General features: G+C 42.4%; 10 protein-coding genes and 2 pseudogenes. 2 read left to right on the forward strand and 10 right to left on the reverse strand.

All coding sequences use genetic code 11. From position 1 onward, the window contains the following. Positions 1 to 184: 184 nt before the first annotated feature. Positions 185 to 2,710, forward strand: coding sequence for a 5'-nucleotidase C-terminal domain-containing protein (locus tag F6K54_RS09155; RefSeq protein ID WP_293076705.1), 2,526 nt, complete (start codon positions 185 to 187; stop codon positions 2,708 to 2,710). Positions 2,711 to 3,201: 491 nt separating this feature from the next. Here F6K54_RS09155 and F6K54_RS09160 read toward each other — a convergent pair whose 3' ends face one another. The 3 genes and pseudogenes from F6K54_RS09160 to F6K54_RS09170 all read right to left on the reverse strand — a co-directional run bounded on the left by F6K54_RS09160 (position 3,202) and on the right by F6K54_RS09170 (position 11,163). Next, positions 3,202 to 6,960, reverse strand: coding sequence for a CHAT domain-containing protein (locus F6K54_RS09160; RefSeq protein WP_293076707.1), 3,759 nt, complete (start codon positions 6,958 to 6,960; stop codon positions 3,202 to 3,204). 2,665 nt (positions 6,961 to 9,625) lie between these two features. After that, positions 9,626 to 9,991: pseudogene (locus tag F6K54_RS09165) on the reverse strand (proprotein convertase P-domain-containing protein); the annotation flags it as partial. Between the two features lie 26 nt (positions 9,992 to 10,017). Further along, positions 10,018 to 11,163 carry a transposase gene (locus F6K54_RS09170; RefSeq protein WP_293076709.1) on the reverse strand — a complete coding sequence of 382 codons (1,146 nt, stop codon included), beginning with the start codon at positions 11,161 to 11,163 and terminating at the stop codon, positions 10,018 to 10,020. 84 nt (positions 11,164 to 11,247) lie between these two features. On the opposite strand from F6K54_RS09170, the gene F6K54_RS09175 reads away from it, so the two are divergent. After that, entirely contained in the window at positions 11,248 to 11,427 is a 180-nt protein-coding gene (locus tag F6K54_RS09175; RefSeq protein WP_293076711.1) for a hypothetical protein, read from the forward strand. Here F6K54_RS09175 and F6K54_RS09180 read toward each other — a convergent pair. From F6K54_RS09180 to F6K54_RS09205, 7 genes and pseudogenes are all read right to left on the reverse strand, one after another. Beyond that, positions 11,401 to 13,644 carry a filamentous hemagglutinin N-terminal domain-containing protein gene (locus F6K54_RS09180; protein WP_293076713.1) on the reverse strand — a complete coding sequence of 748 codons (2,244 nt, stop codon included), beginning with the start codon at positions 13,642 to 13,644 and terminating at the stop codon, positions 11,401 to 11,403. The two genes, F6K54_RS09175 and F6K54_RS09180, sit on opposite strands and share 27 nt — an antisense overlap. 1,022 nt (positions 13,645 to 14,666) lie before the next feature. Continuing rightward, positions 14,667 to 14,819: a DUF4351 domain-containing protein gene (locus F6K54_RS42755; RefSeq protein ID WP_366558086.1), complete on the reverse strand. Its 153-nt coding sequence runs from the start codon at positions 14,817 to 14,819 to the stop codon at positions 14,667 to 14,669. Beyond that, positions 14,796 to 15,331: pseudogene (locus tag F6K54_RS09185) on the reverse strand (Rpn family recombination-promoting nuclease/putative transposase); the annotation flags it as partial. The gene F6K54_RS42755 and the pseudogene F6K54_RS09185, both read right to left, overlap by 24 nt. A gap of 271 nt (positions 15,332 to 15,602) precedes the next feature. After that, positions 15,603 to 15,737, reverse strand: coding sequence for a hypothetical protein (locus tag F6K54_RS09190; protein ID WP_293076725.1), 135 nt, complete (start codon positions 15,735 to 15,737; stop codon positions 15,603 to 15,605). 1,730 nt (positions 15,738 to 17,467) lie between these two features. Continuing rightward, complete coding sequence (locus tag F6K54_RS09195; RefSeq protein ID WP_293076715.1) at positions 17,468 to 19,099, reverse strand: hypothetical protein; 1,632 nt, start codon at positions 19,097 to 19,099, stop codon at positions 17,468 to 17,470. A 425-nt stretch (positions 19,100 to 19,524) separates the two neighbouring features. Continuing rightward, on the reverse strand, positions 19,525 to 22,539 hold the full coding sequence (locus F6K54_RS09200; protein WP_293076717.1) for a hypothetical protein: 3,015 nt from the start codon (positions 22,537 to 22,539) through the stop codon (positions 19,525 to 19,527). Positions 22,540 to 22,684: 145 nt separating this feature from the next. After that, positions 22,685 to 25,933, reverse strand: coding sequence for a hypothetical protein (locus tag F6K54_RS09205; RefSeq protein WP_293076719.1), 3,249 nt, complete (start codon positions 25,931 to 25,933; stop codon positions 22,685 to 22,687). Between the last annotated feature and the right edge of the window lie 3 nt (positions 25,934 to 25,936).

A 25,936-nucleotide genomic window follows, 5' to 3' on the forward strand; every position in this document is an offset into this window, starting at 1 on the left:
CCTACACTACGATCTTACGATCGAAATGAGCCTCCGGAAAAATATCAACATTTTGATCGAAGAGTGTTTTTTTTTGCTTAAACTATACTTAACCTAATGGCAAACTTTTATTAAAGATTACTTAATTTTATAGGGATATGATGACCTAGAAAAATCATGAAATTTAATTAATTAGTAAAGCTATATGGAACCAATTCAACTGCAAATTCTTCATGCTGCCGATCAAGAAGCAGGTATTCCGGCGATCGAAGATGCTGTTAATTTTTCCGCAGTTATGAATGCTCTAGAAGATGATTTTACAAATACATTAAAATTATCTTCTGGAGACATTTATATTGCCGGACCTTTTTTCAATGCTAGTGACGGAATTTATGGCGAACCAGGCATTGGTGATATTTTAATTAACAATGCTCTGGGGTTTCAAGCAGTTGCTGTTGGTAATCATGAATTAGACCTGGGAACAGGCGCTTTTGCTAATCTTATTCCAGCTAACTCTGAAATCACCGGGCCGGGAATTGATGAGGGAGGATATCTTGGTACTCAGTTCCCCTATCTCAGCACCAATATTGATTTTTCCCTTGAATTCGATGATGATGAAGATACCATCGATCTTGCAGACTTCATTGTAGAAGATGGTGGAGCACCCCAACCTAATACAATTTCCGGGAGCGTTGTCATTGAAGTAGGCGGGGAAGAAATAGGAATAGTCGGTGCAACTACTCCTGCCTTACCTGCCATTTCTTCCACTGGCGATCTTGTTGTTTCCCCCTCAGACAGTGACGATATCGCAGCTTTGGCTGAAATTATTCAAGAAACAGTAGATGAATTAACCGCCACAGGTATTAATAAAGTTATTCTGCTCACCCACATGCAGCAGATTAGTATTGAAGAAGAATTAGCAGAACTGCTGACAGATGTCGATGTCATTATGGCTGGTGGTTCCAATACTCTCCTCGCCAGAGAAGATGACCCCCTACGAGATGGAGATACTCGCGGGGGTTCCTATCCTCTAGAATTTACTTCTGCGAGCGATGAACCTGTATTAGTTATCAACACCGACGGCAACTATAAATATGTCGGTCGCCTCATTGCTGACTTTGACGAAAACGGTATTATTACAAGTTTTGATGAAGACTTAAGTGGTGTTTATGCCACTGATGATGAGGGAGTTGACCGAGTTTACGAGGAAGATGTCGATCCTGAAGATGTAGCTGACCCCACAATAGTAGCTGTGACAAATGCTATTAATGAGAATATTTCTGACAGAGACGGCAATATTTTCGGTTCCACAGATGTATTCCTCAATGGTACGAGAGGAGATGTCCGTACCCAAGAAACTAATCTGGGAAATTTGACAGCGGATGCAAATTTATTTATTGCCCAAGAATACGACCCTGATGTGGTAGTTTCCATTAAAAACGGTGGCGGTATCCGTGACAATATCGGTCAGTCGTTTATTCCTCCTGGGGGTACTTCCGATGATTTGCTGCAGTTGCCTCCTGCTGGAAACTCTTTTGCAGGTAAAGAAGAGGGGCAAATTTCCCAGCTAGATATTGAAAATTCCCTCCGTTTCAATAATGACCTCAGTTTACTAACAGTTACCGCAGAAGAACTCAAACAAATTATCGAGCATGGTGTTGCAGCAACTACAGACGATTCAACTCCCGGTCAGTTTCCGCAGGTGGGCGGCCTTGCTTTCAGTTTTGATGCCACTCAACAAGCTATCGAATTTGATGATACAGGCGTTGTTACAGATGGAGAGCGAGTCAGAAGTCTGGCTATTGTGGATGAAAATGGAGCGATCGCTGATGTGGTAGTGAGTGATGGAGAGATAGTAGGAGACGCAGACCGGGAAATTAGGCTAGTGACTCTCGGTTTCATCGCAGGTGGTGGCGATAGCTATCCTTTCCCACTACTGGGAGAAGACAGAGTTGACTTGGCAGATGAAAGTTTGCCATCAGGAGCAACTAATAATGCTAACTTTACTAATAATGCTACCGAGCAAGATGCCTTAGCTGAATATTTATCAGTGAATTTTCCGGAAAATGGCAACCCTAGTTTCAGCAATGCAGATACACCTCCAGAGCAAGACGAGCGCATTCAGAATTTGTCTGTACGCCAGGATACAGTGTTAGTGATTCGGGGTGGTGACGACGATGATACTCTTGTTGGTAGCGATATTGACGATACTATTATTGGTGCTGAGGGTAATGACTTCCTTTATGGTAGAGATGGCGACGATATTTTAGAAGGTCGTCCTGGTTTTGACCGCTTGTTTGGTGGTAGTGGTAATGATACTCTCAATGGAGGTCAAGGACGCGATCGCCTCAATAGTGGTCCTGGAGATGATGTCATGACTGGTGGTGCAAGTATTGACCGCTTTATCTTTAATACAAATCAAGCTTATGACCAAGATGATTTTGGAGAAGATAGAATTACTGATTTTGATATAGAGCAAGATATTATTCTCATCAACAGGACAACTTTCACTGCTATTGATAGTGGGGATAGTTTTGAGGATATATTTGCCACTGTTACCAGTGATAATGATGCTGCAACAGAGGATGCCGTCATTGTATACAATACAGATAATGGTAATTTATTCTATAACCAAAATGGTAGTGATGCTGGTTTAGGTAATGGAGGTCTATTTGTTACATTAGATAATGCACCTGTAGTTGATGCTGACAATTTCTCATTTGTTGGATAGTTAGTACAGATATTAGGGGTAGGAGACAGGAGACAGAAGACAGGAGACAGGAGACAGGAGACAGGAGAAATGGGAATGAGCGAGGAGGTAGGAGCTAAATTTTGTCCCAAGATTGTTCTGCTTACAGTGCTTTTCAAATGGATGAACTACATTGCCATAACCAAAACCCTGTAGGGACGTTGCATGCAACGTCCCTACAGTGGTCTACTGAAATGAAAACTGCTATAACTATGAGCCTAAAATACGCTCCATGCATGAGCATCAAGAGCTGAAAACCAGGTACTTTTAAAGGCCCTAAAAAGGCACTTGTCTTTATATGTCAATGCTTTTAGATTTAATCAGCCTGCCCTAATTAGTGATAAAAAACTTTCTCCTTTTCCTCCTCTTTTTTCTTGCTTCTTGCTTGTTCCTTCTTTCTTCCCTCCTGACTCCTGACTCCTGAGGACTGACTCCTCGGTGGTTTATTTATAACTGTTCAACCGGACATGATATTACCAAGGACTACCAACCATGGTAAACCCTGCCCAATAATAAGGATGGGAAAAATTTTGATTTTTCTGATGTGCCAACTCAGGAGGCAAAGGTACTTCCCCACGACTACCAGACCCCCTCAAAATCCCATCTTCGATCGCAACTTTACCTTTCAACATTGCCAACTGGGTTTGTCGCAACACTTCTGCCTTAATATTGGTATTACCCAAATGAGAATAAAATTCTGTCATTAACCCTAATGTTCCCTCATCGCTAACCAACCATAAACTTGCCAATACTGACTTAACTCCCGTGGCCACTGCAAAACCAGCAAAACCTAATTCTGCTTCTTTATTTCCTACTGCGGTTTGACAAGCGGACAATACTAATAATTCCACTGGTGGTTGACTCCAACCTAACTTTCTGACTTGATTTAATCGCAATTTTTCATCCCACAACTGAATATATGAATTACTCACATTTCCACCATTAAATTCAGCATGAGTAGCCAAATGAATAATCGGATAAGGATAATTTTGACGTTGATTAATTAAATTTTTCAGAGTAAATTCTTCATTGAGAAACATATTACCCTGCCATAAATTTTGAGAAATAGTTTCTAACTCTACAGGTACAGCAAATAAGGGCGCTTGTTCTGTAAATTCACTGGCTCCCATAGCTAATAAAGTAGTATTATGAACAGAATTATAACGACTATCCATTAAACTGACACTGGGAATACTACTAATGCTGTATTTTTCTATTAAAAATTGTTCTCCATCATGTAAAGCTGCTAAGGGTAATAAACGAAATCCTACATCCATGCTAAATAAAATTGTATCAATATTGGCTGCTTCTAATTCGGCAGTAATGGGGGCTATTAATAATTGATATAATTGTTGAGATGCTGCTAAATAACTTGTGGTTTGGCGTTGTTTTAGATCGGTAATTTCTAGTATTAATTCTATGGTGGCTAGCTTTAATTTATCGCGATTGGCTGTAGAAATTGTTTTGAGAATTGGTTGACCTTTTTTGGTAAATAAGATTATCTGTAATTGGTCTGAGTAAGCATTGATATAAACAACAGCAGATTCTTTTCCTGTTTGATTTGCTATATCTGTTAAAATATCTCGGACATTTTGTGTAGAAAGTAATTTTTCGTCAAAATCTTCTCCGAAGTAATCTGAATATTCGTTTATGCGTTGTTGTTCTAACATTGTTACTATTTTGTCTGAACCTGTGGCTACTGTCAGGGTATTGGTATTAATAGTATCGATGATATTTAATATTTTTTTTGTGTCGGTGGTGTTGTTGATAGATTCTTCAGTTTGCTCTTTAGCAGTGGCAGTATTTGTTGTTTGGTCGTTGTTACTAGGGGCGGTAATTGAAATTAAGTTGGAGGTAGAAGGGATTTCTGGACTGTTTGTATCTAAAGAATTTGTGGGAGTATTTAAAATATTGGGATTATTAGCATTGTCTTGATCGATGAGAGGATTATTAATCGAGGTATTGTTATTAGGAGGTGCAGAAATTTCTGCTATATTTTGATTAGTTCCATCGTTCTGAATATTGATAGATTCATTCCCTGTATTTTGATTGATTCCTCCTATATTTTGATTAGTTCCATCGTTCTGAATATTGATAGATTCATTCCCTGTATTTTGATTGATTTCTCCTATATTTTGATTAGTTCCATCGTTCTGAATATTGATAGATTCATTTCCAGCATTTTGATTGACTTCTCCAAGATTTTGATTAGTTCCATCGTTCTGAATATTGATAGATTCATTTCCGGCATTTTGAGTTACTTCACCCAGATTTTGATTCCCTTCTGCAATGGCAATATTAGTGGCATCATTTCCAGCATTTTGAGTTACTTCACCCAGATTTTGATTCCCTTCTGCAATGGCAATATTAGTGGCATCATTTCCAGCATTTTGAGTTACTTCACCCAGATTTTGATTCCCTTCTGCAATGGCAATATTAGTGGCATCATTTCCAGCATTTTGAGTTACTTCACCCAGATTTTGATTCCCTTCTGCAATGGCAATATTAGTGGCATCATTTCCAGCATTTTGAGTCACATTCCCCAGATTTTGATTCCCTTCTGCAATGGCAATATTAGTGGCATCATTTCCAGCATTTTGAGTCACATTCCCCAGATTTTGATTCCCTTCTGCAATGGCAATATTAGTAGCATCATTTCCAGCATTTTGAGTTACATTCCCCAGATTTTGATTACCTTCTGCAATAGCAATATTAGTGGCATCATTTCCAGCATTTTGAGTTACATCACCCAGATTTTGATTACCTTCTGTAATGGCAATATTAGTGGCATCATTTCCAGCATTTTGAGTCACATCACCCAGATTTTGATTACCTTCTGTAATGGCAATATTATTAGCATCGCCCTCTGCATTTTGATTAATATCTCCTATATTCTGGTCTCCTCCAGAATCAATATTAATATTTGTATCTCCATCTCCTGCATTCTCATTAATATCTCCAGTATTAACATCCTCCGTTGCTCTGAGTATTAAATTTCCTATGGTGCCATCAGAGCTAATTTCAATATCATAAGTTGTAATAGAGCCATCTGTAGCTTCCACATTTATTGCACCTGCACTCGTTGTACCGATAGAAGTTAAGTCTCCCGTACCTACTTCCTCTCCGTTAATAACTATATTGCCACTACTTCCTTCCGGCGCTTGTGTAGTCACATTACCTGTATTAACTGTTGCTGTACGACTCTGTATCCTCAAATTACCACTTTCAGTCGCACCAAAAGATGACACATTTGCTAAATTCACACTTTCTAGAGCATTCAGATCGACATTTCCTCCTATGCCTTCGTCTGAAAAAGAGTCAATATTCCCAGTTGAATTAACCTCACCTGTTCCACTTTCAACTGTAACATTACCTCCCTGTTCCCTTCCCTGAGAACGAATGCCACTAATAGTTATATTTCCAGGGGATGTAAGAGTGACATTTCCAGCTATTCCTTCTGTAGAAAAAGTGTTTAACTCTCCTTGAGCATCTATACTATTTTCACTGCGACTGTCTATAGTAATATCCCCTCCTCCTTCTGCTCCCTGAGATAGAATATTTTCTAGATGAATGTGTTCCTCCGCCATAATAGTCACATTTCCAGCAGTACCTCTTTCTGAAAAAGTTTCTATAGCTGTTGTGGCATTTATTTCTCCAGTTTGGCTAGCGATCGTAATATCTCCTCCTGTCGTTGGTTTTTCTGGGTTAAGAGCGCTAGCTGTTAGGAGACCGATAGTAATATTATCTCTAGCATTGAGAGTAATATTGCCAGAACCATCAGGAGAACGAGAATTGATAACACCAGCGGTGGTATCTATTGCGCCATTGTTACTGGTGATAGTGATATTTCCTGCTACTCCCCTGGTTGCTGCTCCTTGAGGTAGGGGTATGAGAGTAAAGTTATCATTTACTGTTTGTTGTTGCCTGACAAAGCCTGATGCTAGGTCTATTTGACCTGCTTCTATTGCGCTATCCGCAATAATATCAATTTTGCCCGTGTCGCCAATATCTGCTCCGGAATATATTCTTGCTGTTGCAGTGTTAATATTGTTGCCTGCTTCCAGAATAATATCTCCCCCTCTCCCCATCTCCGTGTCTCCGCGTCTCCGTGTCTCTTCGTCTCCCCCTCTCCCCATCTCCGTGTCTCCGCGTCTCCGTGTCTCTTCGTCTCCCCCTCTCCCCATCTCCGTGTCTCCGCGTCTCCGTGTCTCTTCGTCTCCCCCTCTCCCCATCGAGGTTAATGTTTCCTCCGTTACCTGTGGAGGAAGTAGAGGCGGAAATAAAACCGTCGTTGCTGAAATTGATGTTGAGGTCTGGGTTATCTTTGTAGGGACTAAGGGTAAGAGTGCCAGCATTCGCTGATGCTTCGGTTTCGGCGAATATTCCGAGTTTTCCTGTGATATTAAGTTCGTTGGTGTTGATGGTGATATTGCCTCCGTCTCCGGTGCTGGTTGCGCCCAAAACTACTGTGGCACTAATTTGGGCATCTTCACCGATATCTACAGTGTTGGCTTTGATGGTGATATCTCCTGGTGCCCCTGCTGCATAAGTTTCTGTGATTAGGCTAGTGCTTTGCTCTAGGTTGAGCTTGTTTGCTTGGATGTCGATACTGCCTGCGTTGCCGCTGCCTTCTGTATTAGCTCGAAGTTGGCTGTTGTTTGTCAGTTGAATGTCTTGGGGGGTTTCGAGAGTGATGTTGCCAGCGTCTCCTTGAGCGTTAGTGATACTTAGGATGTCGGTGTTGTCGAGGGTGATGTTTTTTTGACTCTCGATGTAGACATTTCCAGCAGGTAGGTCTCCTTTTGTGTCACTTTCGATGGTAACGTTGTTGAGGTTGAGGTTGCCTGAGCTGAAGATATTAACGTTTCCTGATTGGCCTTCTGTGCTGCCTACGTCTACTTCTATGAATTCGCCAGGTAATTGTATAGTTACTTGTTTACTGGTGATGATGGATAAATCATTCAGTAGAAGGTTTCCTCTGGATTTATTTTCTATTGTTACTTGTCCTGACTCGGAGTTGCTAGATAGTGTCAATATTTCTGCATTGCTGAGGTTGTTTGTGGTAATGTTAACATCTCCACCTTTTCCGGAGTTGTTTGTTCCCACTGAGAATGTGTTTATTTGCAGTTGTTCTATGTATGGGAACTCTAGAATGTTAAGCTTTACTGTGTCTGCTATTAGAGAAATGCTGCCTCCATCCCCTGATTTACCTTGAATTGAATAAGAATAGGAATTAAGAGATTCTGTGATTATAGAACCTCCAGCAGTTATATTAATATCTCCTCCATTCTCTGAGTTACTATCAGAACCAAAAGCGTTAGAATTAGAAAAAACAGTTCCTGTTGTTATGTCACCATTGCCCTCTATAATAATACTTCCTCCATCTCCTGAGTTTGCAGTTCCACTTCCAGAAACAGTAGAACTAGAAGATAGGTTTCCTGTAGTTATATCGCCATTGCCATCGATCGTAATACTTCCACCATTACCTGAGTTCCCAGTTCCATAGACAGAAGAACCAGAATAAATATTTGTTGTTGTGATATCCCCACTTACTGTTGAATTAAAGGTTACATGGCCTCCATTACCTGAGTTACCATTTCCATAAACAGCGGAATCAGCATATATATTTTCTGTTGTAATATCACCACTTACTGTTGAATTGAGGGTAATATTGCCTCCATCTCCAGAGTCACCTTCAGTGCTAAAAATAGGAAGACTATAAGAAGACGAATTAATGTCCGATGTTGCGATATCATTCTGTGAATTCAGGATGATGTTACCCCCATCTCCAGAATTTTCAATGTTAGAAGAAGACGAATTAATGTTTGATGTTGTGATGTCACTCTGTGAATTCAGGATGATACTACCTCCATCTCCAGAATTGCCTTCAACGCTAAGATCGCCAGAGGAACTGAAAAGTCCAAGTCTACTATTAGAAGAGGAGTTGATATTGGCTGTTGTAATATCACCCTGTGCAGTAAGATTTATATCTCCTCCATCCTCTGAGTTGAGTTTAAGAGTACCATTATCAACAGAAGAATTTTTTATGCTGGCACCAGAAGAAGAATTGATATTGTCTGTTGTGATACTACCCTGTGCAGCAAGATTTATATCTCCTCCATTTCCTGAATTGAGTTCTATGTTGGCAGAATCAGAATAGAAATTTTCAATGCCACTCTCAGAAGAGGAATTTATATCTGCTGTTGTAATATCACCTTGTGCAGTAAGATTTATCTCACCTCCATCTCCCGCTCCAGAACCTGCAAAAATTAAACCTTCTGTAGTATCAATTGAACCTCCTGTACTTTCTATGTTGATACTACCAGCATTACCACTACCCCTGATTTCAGAAATTCCATCCTCATTAACAAAAAATTCACCTGATTTTGTAATAATCTCTGCCGTAGTAATATCCCCTACCGCATTTATTTCTATATTCCCCCCATCCTGATCGATAGATGAAGCATCTAACGAATATGTAAGAATATTTCCAGAAAGAGCATTAAGGTTGATAGCACCTCCATTTCCTTGACGAGAAGCAGAGTTAATCACTCCTGTAACAATACTGTTGTTAGCCTTCAGATCAATTGTTCCCCCATTACCATTTTCACTGAAACTACGGACATTTCTTACACTAATATCACCATAAGTTGCTTCCAAGTTAATTGCTCCACCATTTCCACTACCTCTTCCTCCTCCACTGCGAACAAGAGGACTGCGCAGTAACAATTGCGTACCTGTGGCAGTTCCCCAGGGAGCAGTATCACCTGCTCTGTACAAAGTGCCTTCACCATCAAGTCTTAAGGAAAAGCCTCCACCAGGAAAAAATTGAACAGGATTATTACTATCTCTAACCCTCAAAGTCCAAGTTCCATTGGGGTTTTCTCCATTAAAATGTGCTAAATTTCCCTGGGGACGATATGTACCATCAAACGGAGCATTACCAGAGTTAATACTTGTAGAAACGTTATCATTTAATACTGTATCCTGAAAGTTTTGCCCATTACCACCAACACCTGCAAACAATTTTACTTCCTTTCCTTGAGGTGATTCGAGATTGACTTCTAGATCGGAAACTGAAGAATGTTCTACAGAAAAACGTACATCTAAATTCTCTACATTTCCTAAGTCATTATCTACAGTAAAAGTAAAAGTTGCAGTGTCATTGAGAATTTGCGTAATAGGTACAAAATAATCTTGGCCTTCAATAGTAGCAATATAATAAGATTCCGTTCTTAGAAACCTACGATTATCTGCAAAAATCTATGATTTTCTATAAACAATCTGTTCTATTCCTGCTTCATTCTGGGAACGTCGGCGTTATCCAGTCCACAAGCTGTCACGGTCGAACTGACCGCCTGAGCTAGATTTAAGCTAGCATTCAAGTCTCTGTCACAACTGAAACCACAGTGTTCACACTTAAACATCCTCTCAGATAAAGATAGAGACTCCTTGACATTTCCACAGTTAGAGCAAGTTTTAGAACTAGGAAACCATCTATCAACAATGATTAGCTTAGAACCATATAGCTCACACTTGTACTGTAACTGTCTTCTAAATTCATAAAAACCCATATCGGCAACAGCTTTAGCTAGTTTATGGTTCGCCATCATTCCTGATACATTTAGGTCTTCTATTACTATCTGGCTGTGGTTTTTAGCTAGATAGGTAGTCAGTTTATGCAATGTATCTTTTCTGATGTTGGCTATCTTTGTATGTAATTGAGCTATCTTAAGTTGAGATTTTTTCCAGTTATTAGAGAATTTAGTTTTATGTCTGTTGAGGTATTGCAGTCGTGATAATTTAGATTCTAACTTTCTGTAAGATTTAGCGCCTTCAAATACTTCACCAGTAGATAACGTAGCTAGAGATTTTATACCTAAATCTACACCAACTACATCTACTGATTTCTCAGTATTTATGGAAGCTGTTTCTCTCTTGAAACTAATAAACCATCTACCTGCCTTTTTGCTAATAGTTACAGACTTTGGACTAACATTGTCTGGCAAGATTTCAAAGGTTTTTACCCAACCAATTCGAGGTAACTTTATACTATTAAAACCTACTGATATAGAACCATACAAAGTGAAGCTATCATCTCTACCTTTTTTCTTGAATTGAGGTTGTCCTGAGACCTTGCTAAAGCAACGCTTCCAAGCAACGGATAAATACCTCAAAGCATATTGAGGCGCTGTTTTAGATACTTCATAATACCAATAGTTATTAGGTTTAACCATTGCTACTAAGAGTTTATGCAGGTCAATTGCAGTGGGAAATTTAAGTTTACTATCAGGATTATTGAAATTGTGATTAAGGATGTTCCTAGTCAACCATAGTCCCCAATTGTAAGCATGACGTGCTACACCAGCGTGTTTGGCCAGCAATGTTTTTTGCTGATTATTTGGGTGTAACTCAGTTTTGAATCCTAGTAGCATAAAATAAGATATAGATAATCAGAGATTATTATAGATAATACCAGATTATATAGCAATAAGCGCTCACATATTTGCATACTACTATTGTCTTTAAGTATAAGACAAAACTCTACTACTTTATACCAATATTTTCATATATGCTACATTAGTAGCAAAAGTGTAAGATACAAAATACCAGCGCACGTTGCTATACCTCAAGGAGGGATCGCCACTATTAGTTTTATTCCTGATGGCAACTTACTGGCAACTGGTGGAGAAGATTGAATTCTCAGAAACTCTGGCAATATTTCCTCCATTAGCATTAACTAAAACTTGCCCTGTTGTAGTTAAATTTGCCAGATTTATATCCCCTACTTCTCCTAAATTTCCTAGCTGAATATTAATGGTGCCACTTCCGGCATTTAATGTCGTTCCATCTAATTGATTTATTGAAGCTTTCCCCTCACTCCGATTAGCCAAATTCATCCGATCATTATTACCAAGTAAATCAATATTTCCATTACCAACTGATGTGTCAATATCAGCATTTATATTAATACTTCGTCCGGCTTTTAATTCTACAGATTCAGTAGTTTCTATTTTTTCATTAATTGTTATATCGTTATCGGCAAATAAAATTATATCTCCTGATAACTCCCCAATATTTTCTGCGGAAATTGTCACATCAGAATTTTCATCTTGAGTAAAGGGGTCTATTGGTATTTCTGTTTCTGTTGTTTCTGATTTCTCAGCAATTTCTGTAGAAGTAACTTCTGTCTCTAAATTTGTATTTTCTGCTATTTCTGAATTCCCAACATTTTCTGTGGTTTCTGAATTTTCAGAATTTTCACCAGATGCCACTTCCGAATTATTATCTACTGTTTCTGTTTCTGAACTTTCAGTATTTTCTGTGGTTTCTGAATTTTCAGAATTTTCACCAGATGCCACTTCCGAATTATTATCTACTGTTTCTATTTCTGAATTATCAATATTTTCTGTGGTTTCTGAATTTTCAGAATTTTCACCAGATGCCACTTCCGAATTATTATCTACTATTTCTGTTTCTGAACTTTCAGTATTTTCTGACTCTCCCACTGTGATATTTTCTGGGTCTAATAATATTGTTCCTGGATTGCCAAATTCAGCACTAACATTGACATTTCCATTAAATATTAATTGTTGTTTTCCAGATACTTCAACAAACCCTCCATCTCCAGAAAATTCTCCCCCTTTAGCACTAATATTCCCGGCAAAATTAGTTACTCCATCTGACCAAATTATTACTCTTCCTCCGTCACCATTTGTAATAGCATCAGCAGAAATAAATGAGTTATTGTTTACAAATGTCTGCTGAGAGTTACTCACTATTCCATTGCCTTGAAAGTCGCCTCCAATTAATACTGTTCCACCTCCGTTGATACCATCGGCATTAATATTAGCATCGATAATTGCTACGCGATCGCCCAACACACTAATCTGGCCTTCATTCTCTCTTCCGTCCCCCTGTGTAATCCCCCTCCCGTCCCCCTTGGAAAGGGGGAGGCCAGATGTTGCTGCGCTTTTTGTTGAACGGGGGTTAGGGGGGATCGAAACATCTATATTTCCTGAAGTAATGACTGTACTCGGTACATCAGCAACCAAGGTATTTGAATCTATCAATACTACATCACCATCAGCATTAACAGTCATAGACGTAGCATGAGTCTCATTCCCACCTGTTAATAATTCTGGTAATGATAAAGGTGTGAAATTTGTTTCTTCTGTAGTTCCCACTGATGAGGATATATCTAAACTCAACAAATTCCCTGGTTGAGATATTCTCAGAGTGCTGCCACCTTCCACTGCTGCGATAGTAACATTACCTCCTGCGGTAGAGAGTTCACCAGTGTTGATAACTGTACCTCCCAATAAGGTCAAATTCTCCCCCGGGTTTAAACTTAAATTTCCTTCATTAACTATTGCGCCTGGGTTTGATACATTAAAACGATAACCACTGGGGTTTCCCACTAGGTTTGAGTAGTCATTTGTTCCCATAGCTTGAAACCAAAAGTTGTTGCTATTGAAACCAATACCTGTGGCAGTAGTAACAGTAAATGAAGCGGGTAGGTTGAGACTGGCATTGGGACCAAATATCATTCCAGCAGGGTTCATCAACAAGAGGTTGGAGTTGCTGCCGATGACTTGAATAAGACCGTTAATTATAGAAGCATTGCCACCTGTAACTCTGCCCAGAATGTTCCGGGTGTCTGGGGTAGTGAGGAAATTGGCGGTTTGGCCAGAGTTAACGTTGAATTGATCGAAACTGTGGAAGAGGTTTCTGCCGTCTGTGCTACGGGTGCCTCCTTGAATGTTAAATTGGTTGCCGTTTTGATTGACGGTTGTACCTGTGCCATCATTAGCGGGAGTGATGGGTTGTGCTTTCCCAGGAGTCGCTACTACTATTGGGAGTAGAGGCATCAACAGAGACAAAGGATAATATGCAACTCTGAAGGTTTTCATCATGGTTATTGAGACTAGGTTAGCTAGGGAAGGGTATAACTTTGTAGGTTGGGTTGACGTTAAGGAAACCCAACAACATATTTGTAACTGTTGGGTTGCGCTATCGCGATACAGTCGATGGGGATATCACTATCCCTCACCTCTGCTTCAAAACCGTGCGTGAGAGTTTCCAACTCACACGGCTCCTAACATTGCAGTAGTCTATAAGGTTGATTACACCTACTTTCGCGCCTATATTTCAAGGTTTGTTCACGATTGTTGGCTTCGGTTTTCGCTACTCTTTGGCTTGGCTGCCTGGAGATTTTTATTAACAAGAGTCTCCTACTCTCGACTTGAGCCTACTCACCCCGGCCTATTCGCATTTTGGCTTAATACAATTTCGGCTTCAGTGCCTACCTGCAATGTCTCCCCACGTCTGCATATCCTGAACATTACTCCAGGCTTGCTTTTTGGGGAATCCTTAGCCCTAAAAGACATTGGTTAAACTTTCCCTACTCATCGAATGAGAGTCTAATAGGGGTTACTTCGTTCCCATAACACATTTCACGTTAGCTTTAGGCGTCCTGAGTCGTCCGAGACTTGCCAGCTAGTCCTTTAAGCGGTTAAAGACCTAAAGGGGCACCATCTATACCGTTTTGGTCACGGGGGATACAAGGACAATTACCCCGATTTAGGTTGACGAACGTTTAACAGGATTCATGTTCTTCACCTTGACTAACTACTCTTGCAGCATCGTCCTTAGTCCTTAAGGCTTATCCGCTTTTAGCCCATGCACTGAGAATAATGGTTGTTAATCCATTAACCTGAGCTATGAAGTCACTCCCTAGCTGAGAGGGAAGGAATTGAACCTCCATGAGTTACGAGTTTTTAACCTTTTGGTTAAAGGGTCATGTTGCCGTCTTGGCTTCTTTGACCCAACGAGTCGCACTTAACCCAACCTACTGGAGTGCGGGGACGGGTTCACTTTTTGTCCTGAGTCAAACCATTAACTTCACGCGGAACCCGCCTCTACTCCACTATTTATACTAACGTTCCTGCAACCAACTCAACAAATCTTCCAAACTATTGAAGTCTAAAAAATCTTCTCCTAAATTATCTAAATCTGCAACAGATAAATCCTCAATTTGACTGTTTATCTCTTCTGGAATTTCTCCAAAACGCTTTTTAAGTTGACGCATTATTAATTGCAATCTCCCTTTTTGTTGACCTTTTTTTTCCGCATAAGTTATCCGCCCTCTTTCATCTTGCAGCATCATTCCTCGGCGATCAAGCATATCTAACTCTTCCGCTGTCATGTTAATTTTATTAGCAATATTTAAAGCCTTTTCTATTTCCGAAACTTCTCCTAAATCCTGGGGTATTTCATCTAAACTGCTAGCCTCTTTCAGAAAATAAATCCACTTATCAGTCAAATTATTTAACTCAGACAAATTTTTCTTAAACTTGGGCAATTCTACAAAAATTAGTCGCAATTTTTTATCTAAACATTCAAAATTTTTCGTCTCCTCTTTAAACACAAACTTATTAATCATATTCTCAGTCTTTTTAAATAAAATAAATCCGTAATTGTCACAGCAATAGCCGGATTTAATAGAGGATAATTCTCTCCTTTTTCTAACTGATTAGCATAAGCTTTAGCTAAATTGTAAGCTACCCGTTTGTTAAAAGCAGACATCCATGCTACTTGCATTTCAATAACTACAATAGAACCATCAACTAAAACCGCTTTAACATCCAAATAGAGTTTGCTGAAAAAGTCTGAAAATGGTTGACTTTTTATTCAAATAAAGCTAAATATAATTTTTTATTATAATCATTGATTCAGTTATAAGTTTAAATGATTAAATACACCGCAAAAACAGTTTTTTCTCCAAAAAAGTACAAAAAAAGAGAAAAAGCCTCTTTTAAGATGGTAGAAAGGTTGATTACTAAGAAAGTAATTGCGATAGAACTCCGTTCCGCTACGCGATAGCACTCATGGAAGTTTCCGAAAGTTTAGCCATCACTACCCAACGATTGTCTGGAGATAGTTGGCCATTGAACGGCAGTTCAAAATTTTCTGGTGCGGTGTCACCTTGGCCTACTTGTCTGTACATGGTGTGTGCAGTTATAGATACCTGGAATAAGAGTGTATTTTAGCTCAAAATCAGGTACAATTTCAAATCAAAAATTCCTTAAATCCTTACTGTGTAAGTTTTTGATATTTAATCAGCAAGCCCTAATTAGGGTTTGCGCTCAAAAGTCTTATGGGTGAAGGTAGGAGACAGCTATACTGGAGAAATGGGAATTTGGAGGAGGTAGGAGCGGGCGTTTTGTCCCAAGATTGTTCTGCCCAACTCTTGACCAAAATCCTGAATTTTTGAACCATTACCACCTAAAACCTCGCACTTTTTCCAGACCTAAAATTGCTCAAACCAATATCAGTCAATACGCGCGATATTTAATCAGCAAACCCTAATTATTTCTGAGCAACTAAAATTAATAAAAGTGAGTTTTTTGATAATCTTATTTTATACAAATTTGATAAATGTTTGTTACAAATGGTAGGGACGTTGCATGCAACGTCCGTACGAAAGAAGGAAGAGGCAAGACCGAAGTTGGGGTAAATATTGAAAAAAAGGGAAAAAAGATAGAGATAACTATCTCAAATGAACTGGAGCAGCTATTTTTAAGCATATCCGATCAATATCTACCTTTTTGTAGCATTCTTTTTTCACGCTTGGTATTAGTGGGCAGTTTGAACTATTGTTCAACACAGGTAGGGGGTGTGGTGCGATACTGCTGACGCAACGCTCCGCGATCGCACCACACCCCCATCTATTCTCAATAATGGTTCTCTTTTCGTTGAAGTATTCTTCAGCTTATTCGATAAGTCCACCTCTAGATATAGCTTTCAGCTACCTTGTCACCCTGTGAGCTATATATTATACCATTTTGAAAAAAGAATGTTACGAATAATAAGAATCATAAATAGGGTTTGCTGAAAAAGTCTGATGGTGATGATAGGGAACACTTAACTGGGAACAGGGAACAGTTTAGACTATCTGCTACGGCCAAATTTTCGGCATTTCAGGGGAAAAGTATTAGCATTTTGAGGCTACAACAGCCAAAAACCTTGCACCCCCTCAGTAATATTTAACCCTGGAAGCCTTTACAGGTATTGATTACAATTTTATTCAGCAAGCCCTAAATAGGGTTTGCTGATTAAATCTCAAATAATTACCAGATAAAGGTTTTAGCCTTTTTAGGTATTGAAAAAGTACATGGTTTTTAGCTCTTCATGGTCATGCATGGAGCGCATTTTTAGCGCATAGTTGGGCAAAAAAATTCTCCCCTACTCCCCTACTCCCCCGCTCCCCTACTCCCCTACTCCTTAAAAAAGACTTTTTCAGCAAGCCCTAAATAGACTTTCAAATAAAGTCTATTTGACGAAAAAGATAATTTACAACATCAAAAATGGTATTAAATCTATCCCCATACGAATTCTGGATTGCAGAATTGCTGTTAGCTCCGCATGACAAACGGAAATTCTAAGAAATACCCTAGCTACTTGTAGCAAACATTTATCAAATTGGTATTATATAGTGTATTTGCATAAGTCCTGTATAGAATAGAGGCTATTATATTTTACTTTTTTCCAAAAGTCCAGTTAATAAAACCCTTGCAAATTTCAACCTTTGCTTATATCCTTTAAAGCATTATCCCACAATAGTTTTGAGCAGTTTGTCACCCCATGAGGTTCTATAAAAACAAAAGGAAAATTCAAGATTTTTGATAGTGTTTTAATCCTTGAAACTCCTATCCCACAATAGTTTTGAGGAAATTGTTACCCCGTGAGGTCTCTCTCCGCTTCTACATCGCTAAACTTCTGCTGAAGCTCCGGCGTTTGCTGGGCGCTGTCGCTAACCAATTGCATTGATCGCAATACCAAAGTGGGTGCTTCTTCAAAGGCAGTATCAATATCTTCTTGAGAATAAGCCTGAAGGTCGCCGCTTTCGGTAGCAAAACTCTGACGGGCAATCTGGTTTTGGTCTTGCGCATTTGCCAAAAAGTCCTCCAAGGGTTCCGGTGGTACGAAAGCTGCATAAAGGCCGCGAACGCGCTCGCTGTTGCTGGCGTCCTCTAATAGAGGCAGATATTCGATTTTGCCCCGAGCGGTTTCTGTCGGATATACCATACGACCTTTGCCAAGGTCGTATTTAGGGCGCAGTTTGGCTAGGGTCTGCCGTTGTTTCTCTTCGCTGACTTGGGGGTGGCTGAAGCCATCCCACAGAGCGGTGCCATCGCTGGCTTGGCTTACCGGCTCGGGAGTAGAATCGCCACTGGAGCCAGTTGCACCCCCGGCCAGTTCGTCGGCTCGTAGGGCGCGATACCGGGCAACAGTGGCAGAGTCGTCCTGTCGGGACTTTCGGCGACGCTTGCTTTCGTGGCGATCGACCGCATCGTCGGGGATAAATAACCCCCGCGCCCGCTCCAAGCCGCTGGCATCGCTTTCCCGTGGCAGATAAACTGTTTTGCCCTCTTTCGTTTCCACCCCGTAGACTGTGCGGCCTTTGCCGATATCATAACGAGGCTTGCGGTTGCTCATGGCGTTTTCGGCACCCAGGGGGGCTTTGAGGCCGATATATCCATCGTTGACGTAGCGACCCTGGATCAACTCGAACGCATTGGCATCGCTTTTTTTGGGCAGGTATTCGGTACTGCCATCGGCGGCTTTGGTGGCAAAGAGGTTGCGCTGACCGTTGAATTCAAACAGAGGGCGTTTGTTCAGCACTTCGTTGCCCACGGACGGCACTTCCACTTGGGCGTCGGGCACGAATTTGCCCTGGCTGAGTTCGAGGGCCGTAGCTTCGCTTTCCTTGGGCAGGTATTCCCGCTTGCCATCGGCAGTTTCCGTGGCAAACAAGGTACGCCCGGTGTTGAAGTCTCGCACGGAAGCCCGTTTTACTGTAGCCGGATCTAAGAGCTTATTAACTGCTTCTTTCTGCACGGATTCGTTGGCGACAAATAAACCCAACTGGCGTTCCCTGGCTGTGGCTTCGCTGGCGATCGGCAGGTATTGAGTTTTGCCTCCGCTTTCCACCGGGAAGAGGGTGCGCCCGGTGGCAAAGTCCCGCTTGGGTTTGCCCGGACTTGCTTGCTTGCCAGTATTGTCGGGCTTTTGACTCGCAGGCTGTTTTAAAGCTGCTGATTTGCTGACCTGGGGCGGCGAGTTGGGATTTGCGCTGGCCTTGGCGCGGGCTTGACGAGCTTGCGATCGCTCCGGGGATTGATTGCGCGAGCTTTTGATGCGGGTTAAGGCTCCTGGCGATCGCCTGCTGGCAATTTCGCCGTCCGCATCTGACTGGGAGCCTCTGGGAGTCGCGCTGCCGGTGGAGACATCTCGCCGGGGATTGCGGCGTTGCAAAAGGCCTTTTTGCAAGTGGCGAATTTTCTTCTTTATTTTGGCGGTACTCATAGTCTTAACTCCTGGCTATTTTGTCTTTTGGTTACATGATTTTGCGATCATTCCCAGCCGAGTGGGGATGTCAATCGCTGCAACTAGATCGCGTAATTTTTACTGAGTTCGAGTAATTCATCGATAGCCCTCTTAGCCTCTCCTTCTACCTCATGGGATTCTTCTACAGATTTAGCTGCTAGCTAGCCACAGGCATCTTACCTCTGTTCCTTTTCTTTTTCTTGTCCTTCCCATTGTTGTTGCCCGCACTCGAACGGAACTCCGTTTCTCGTCTGCCGCTGTTACCTTCACCTTGCGGCTCCACATCCGTTTGGCGCTCGTTTTCTGCCAGCGAGCTACCATCCGTGCCTCCAGAAGCTCGTGCGTCATTCCTCAGCAATTGTTTTACTTTCTCGCTGTAGTAATTAGGGTTTGCTGAAAAAGTCTTATGGGTGAGGGTAGGAGACAGGAGACAGGAGACAGGAGACAGGAGAAATGGGTACGAGCGAGGAGATAGGAGTAAGAATTGTAAGAGTGATTTTTCTGCCATAATCATCCCAAAATACTAGCTTTTTGCAGCTCTTTAGACCGAAAAGCTTGCACTTTTTAAAGGCCAAAATTAGAATTTTCTGGGGCGGCCACTGGGTATGCGAAGATGTCACTGCTCCCTTTAAGGTTTGACGTGGAGATGTTATTTCCCGCTTTAATTTTTGATAGGAATCCATCTGACGCGACTCGTCAATTAATCTGGTTCCCGGAAAGGCCCCCTTCAGTTTTAGTTGTCTGTGGACCTCCTCTATATCCGCTGAAGATAAGCCAACCTTCTCAAGCTGAAGTTTTAACCACTGTTTGCCATCTCCCTGATTCGTTTCCTGGGAGTATTTCTCCAAGGCATCCTCCGCATCCCAATTATCCTCGCTGGAGAGGAGATTCAGCACTTTTTCAAGGGTCGATTTTCGCTGATACTTCCGCGACAGCAAATTTTTTGACCCTTGATATTCCAGAAAAGCATTCAGTTCGTATATTCGACGAGTTGCCTCATCTTTTCCCTGAGCCGCTACCATGTTTTTAGTATAATTAACCCAAGCAGAACTCAGACTATAACCTAGGTTGGTAATTTTTTTATATATCCTTGTATCGTGGCTCCTCAGCAAATACCAAAATGCTTCATAGGAGCTTGGAATCTTAGGAATTTTTCCTGTAATACTAACCCTTTTTTTATCGGATTCTATAAATCTTTTGCGTTCTTCTTCGGAAAAGGAAGATGTAAACTCCAAAATTTTCTGTTGTAGTTTTTCTGGATCTTCTATATTCCGGGACTTGAGATCGTTGCGATAGATTAACCGGATCAGGTAGTCGGCATTCGCTTTCCGTTCGCGCGCCTGAATAATTGTTTCCTTAACCTCCCCGAAAAATCCCGGATGATTGTTATTCAAATTTTTCAAAATAGCCGTTAAGACAGGATTGTTATTACCGTCATCCTTGGGTTGCTCGGAAGGGGTTAGCGCTTTAAATTCATCTGGATAGCTTTTAACAAGTTCGAGTATGTCATTTTTCGATTTTATGTTGAGGGAACGGTTTTTAGTTATCCCTCGATAAAGAAGTCCTAATTCACCAGCAACTATAATGCTTGGAGAAATCTTTCCCGTTTCCAACACTTGTGCCAAAACAGGGAATTGTAGAGCGCTCCCCTTTCCCTTGCCTACCACCTTTCCCAGAGTTGCGCTGCTCGCCTTCTCCGACTTAGATTGTTTTGACCCAAACGTGGTTTTCAGGTCGTCATCCAGATCGCGTCCTTGGATGAGTTTGTATCGACTTTTCAGAATGTTTCGCTTTTTTTGGTCATCAGTCTGCAAAAACATCATCGTAGCCCTAAATTTTTGATTCTCATCGCTTTTTTCATCCGTTAGCAAAGCTATCAGACGGACTAACTTGTCATCTACGTCAGACCTGACAAGCCGTTCGGCAGCTTCATCGAATTTTCTGGAACCAACGCGCTCGCCCCCGGCAATCTTTGCTGGCTCGCGAATCAACTTTACCCTGTTAAGCTGGATTTTCTTATATAAGTCTTCAAGTTCTTGTTCTGTGCTAAAAATCCCGTGTCTGATTGTGAGTTCGTCTTTTCTTTCTGTCTCCTTCGAGAGAAAGTTTTGCTGCCGACCTTTAAGTTCTTGTTTCAGCAGTTCCCAGACGTTCTGAAGGGTCTTCAAATCAGGTCGTTCAGGTACATAAGCCTTGTCTTGCTTTACCCTTTGCCGATTGTGGTCAGTGGTTTCCGAGCCAATACGGTCTTGTAGTGCATCGCTTTCTGAGACAATTCTATCTACTTCTTGTATAAATCTCGATCCTAGATACTGTTTTTCGTCAGTAGCTAATATTTCAGTAAGGTTGTTTTTCAGTTGCGCTTCGCTATAGTTGTCTGCTACAAAGTTTCGCAAGCCCTGGACTTTCGGGGAATTTGGTTCGCCTATAGAGGGATAGGGAATGCTCTCTAGTTGAGAGATTATATCGGCAACTTGCTCTCCTTCAGTTGCCTTAATCAGCGCATTATACAGGCAGTTGCCATCTGTCTTAATCCCAACCCTTTTATAGGTATTGCCCTCTTGTTTTAATACCTCATAATGATTTTGAATAACAAGCAAGCGTATAGATTTGCCGCCCCGAGGATTCCAAGGTTCTCTCTGTTTTTGCAATGTATTTATGTCAATGTCTTGCGTTGTGTTGGGGGCAATGGCAGAAAGAGAAAGATCGGAGTCATAATATATTTCTACTTGTATTCCCAGTTTTTCAGCAAGCATGATACCTGTAACTTCATCTGCATAAGCCTTATCTTGCCTTACGCTTTGCCGATAAGCATCAGTGATTCTTTTTGATTTTTCTTCCGAAAGGGGATCTCCATCCAATTGAATCACGGGAAGGCTGTCTTCCAAGCCAGTCCTGTCTAGTGCAGTATAAAAACTGTCTTCCGAGCTAACGCTGTCTGGTAAACTGTCTTCCGAGCTAACCCTGTCTAGCGAAGCGGGAAGACTGCTTGCCCGTCTGCTCTGGTTTCGTAAATCGGGAAGACTATTTGCCCGTCTGCTCTGGTTTCGTAAATCGGGAAGACTATTTGCCCGTCTGGGCTTGTTTGGTGGAGTAAGAAAACTGCCATCCGAGCCAGCCCTGTTTCGCGGAGCAGGACTGTCTTCGTCTGATAAAGTGCCTTCCAAACCAACGCCGTCTGCTAAACTTACTTCCGAGTTAACTCTGTCTGGGGAAGGTGTCTGGTTTCGAGACTCTGGGAAGCCCCCATCGGACAATCTGCCTCCATTTTCTGGCTGAGATGTCCGGTTTCCATCGACCTCATCAGGATCGTTCTTGACGAACCCGAGCAGAGTAACTTCGTTCCTAGAAGGTTTACGACTATGATTGCGTAGGTCATAACTTCCTTTTCTTCTTCTCATCAAATCTTTTATTTTCATAATACTTTATGTCTCAATTGGGCTATTTTGGTAATCTTAAGGCTAACTGTTGACTGGTTGGTCGCTTTTGATATTTTCCTAGGAACAAGCACGAAGCCGCGTTCTGTCAAAAAATTAATTGGCGACGTGGCTTCAATGAGAATTCTTAAACCTTGGCCTTGTAAACCAACACCATCTCTGCATTTTGCAAGGTGCTGAAATCGCCATTTATAGCAAAAGTCCACTCAGTGCCCTTCGAGCCGACGCTCAAAGTATTCGGCTGTAGATAGGTATTGTTCGGCACTTGCAAGTCGTTGATCGTAAAAGTGCCCCCGCTTTCGCCCCCTTGATACTGATAGCGAATCAGCAAGCCAATAATCTTGCTGCTGCTCATATTGGGGAACATATCCCGGGTAAAAGTAATACCGACCTCGTTAACCTCCCCTCCGGTCAGGGCAGCCCATTCATCGGGGAAATTATAGGCTAGGTCGAAGAAGCTGGTAGCATTGTAGGGCTTCAACAGACCCTTGACTTCGTTGGCAAAGCGGCTGCCACCCTGTTGTGCAGTATATCGCAATTTGATGGTAACGTCAAGCAAATCCGAGGGATTGTAAGAACCTTTTTTGCCATTCAATTCCAAACGCCAGTTGGACACCGCACCAGTCCCTTCAAAGGGCAGATAGCGCTCGTCGCCAAAGTTCAACTCGAACATCCCATTGTTCTCGGTGTACTGGTCAACGTGGGACAGGGCTACCTGCTGGTTGGCACGCCAATTGGTGCGCACGTTGGTAGTAGGTTCGTTGCTGGGGTCTATCAGGTGCTTCACTGCTTTGATGTCTGCATCCATCACCAGTTTGCTACTTAGCTGAGTTAGAGTGGCATTCACGTTCTGACCTTCACCGATATCAAAAGCTAGGGATACGGTTTTAATCTGGCGGTTGTAATGACCGGGGAAGTCGTAGTCAAACAATTCCTCGCTGAGGCGGAAGGTGCAAGCGCCTTTTGTCTTGAGAGCTAAGAGGGCTAGGGGGTCTGTCTCCAACAAGGAGATATTTTTGGTGATTTCCAGGCTGCGGCTGTTGCTTTCCCGATAGGCTTTTTCCATGCGATCTAAATCCAGGTCGAGGCTGGCTCCCGCTAACAACCCTTTGCGCTGGCTGTCCCAGTACATACCGTTAATATAATTGACGCTGCCTGCTTTGAGACCCTTTTCAAAAATGAAGGCTTGCTCCGCTTGTTTGGCGTAGTCGTGGGCGAGTTTGTAGGTTTGGAAGAATAAGCCGGAAATTTTGCCGCTCATCCAGTTATAGAGTTCCAGGTTGGAAAACTTGCTCTTCATAAACAAGGCGATCGCCTCGTTATTTTCTATTTCCTTTTCGTGCATCAGCAATTCTTGCTCGGCCATCTTCAGGCTATATTCTTGGGCGCTTATCTGACAGTCGAGCTGTCGGATCTCGCTGGCGGCTATTTCTCGCTCCAATTGCCACTCTTCCTTAGAGCGCTTGTACTGGGCAACCACTCCGGCTATCTCGCCACCCAGGCTGAGTGCCTCCGCTCCAGACTGAGCAGCTTCCCCAAACCGGGCTAGCATCTCGCCAACGTTCTTGCCTCCACTGGTGACGCCAAAGCTGAAGGGACCGGCAGTAAATTGAGGCACCACATAGGACAGACCACTGACAAGCCTGCCGACGGCAACCGCGCCATGTATGCCCGCTGCAACACCCATCATAGCGATTTGAACTATCTCTTCTGTCAAAAGCCCGCTGGAGATCAGATTGGCGTAATGGCTCTCTTGGTTCTGAGCGCTGCGTTTGGTTTCTTCGAGATTCAGCAAGGATTGTTTTGCCTCCTCTATTTGTGCTTCTTTGAGCAGGGTAACCATGTCTAGCAGGATGGCCTCCTGCTTGTTTTGCAGCAGGCTGAGTTCTTCTGCGTCCTTCTTCTCTAGAACTGAGAGCAAGCTGTCGCTGAAACTGTTGAGCTTGCTAACCAACTCGCGAGCTTTAGCCAGCAAGGAGTCAAAACGGTAATCGGGTACTGTGGCAGCGCCTCCTGCCATGGCTATTGCGGCAGCAATGCCTCCACCACCGGCGACGGCACCGACCAAGGCCATGGGATCGATGGGCGGTTGGAAGAGGGGCAAGGGCTGGGCGACACCATCGATATTCAGGCAGGTGCGAATCTTTGCTAGGCGGTCTTCCACCCGCGTCCAGTATTGAACGAATAGCTCGTTTTCCTTGATGAAAAAGTAGTCGTGGGTGATACTATCGAACTGGGCGGCAGCAATAATACTGCTATCGAACTGGATAGCATCACTCAGGGTTGTCTTACCAATAACTAGAGCTTCGACAGTGTTTTCCAGTTCGATGAGGAAGGATAGACCGCTTTTATCAAAGCTGTTTGCGTTGGCAGCGGATGTCTCAAAAAGTTCGTTATAGGTCTTGGTGGACTCCAATACTACGCGACCGAGATTCTGTGGCTCTTCGCCCAGGAGATCGTAGGCGAGGATATAGAGCATCCGCGCTTCGTGGATGGTTTCGCGGGTGTACTGACGGAAGAGCATATCCCCCCAATCCAGCAGGTTGTCGATGTAGGACATGACGATCGCCTTGCGATAGGCGATCCGACGCAAGGCTGCGATCGCATGGGGGTCGAAGGGGTCTTTCAGGTATGTTTCTAGTTGCACGCTGAAGGGGGTCATCAGGCCGAGGCGATCGGGCAGTTTTTTGACGATCTCCATTACTTCCTGCATGCCTTTTTGTATGGCAGACAATTGCTCGCTAGAACTGCCATCGGTATTGAGGCTATTAATGGCCCCATTCAGATTTCTGTAGTTTGTCCAGTTCTTAATATTGGCGAGCTTCTCTAAGAACTCTGTTTCGCACTCGTCAAGGCTGATTTTACCCAAGAAGACATCCTGATAAGGAGCTAGCTGCTTTGCCAGCTTTTCCGATTCCGTTCGCGCATTCGTAACATCTCCTTCCAGAGCCTCAAAATCATCCAGGTCGTTGCCAAGGCTGGCCATCAGGGCATCCGGGTCTACGGCCAGGAAGGGGAGAAACTTCCAGTAATCTGAGGCTTCGGTGGGGTCGAAGATGTATTCATACCACTGTTTTGCCTCTTCAAATTTCTGGTCGGCATTGAGGGTTTGCGCGATCAGAAACGGAGCATGAAAGAACACTTCCCAGTAGTAAATGCCGTTGGCGCTGCGAAAGTCGAGATGGGTGCTTATCGGCTCCGTCTTGAACTTGCCTTCAGCCATCCAAATCTCGCTTGGCGGCGAAATACTGCCACTGTCAGGGTAAAAGCGGATAGTGGGAAATTCGTCCATTTCCTGCGAGGACATTTGCAGCAGCTTATCGATACCTCCCGCGAAGAGGATTTGGTTCAGCTTCTCGGCGGTGCTGGAAGTCAAGCG

This window comes from Okeania sp. SIO3B5, from assembly GCF_010692555.1.
Classification (GTDB): domain Bacteria; phylum Cyanobacteriota; class Cyanobacteriia; order Cyanobacteriales; family Microcoleaceae; genus Okeania.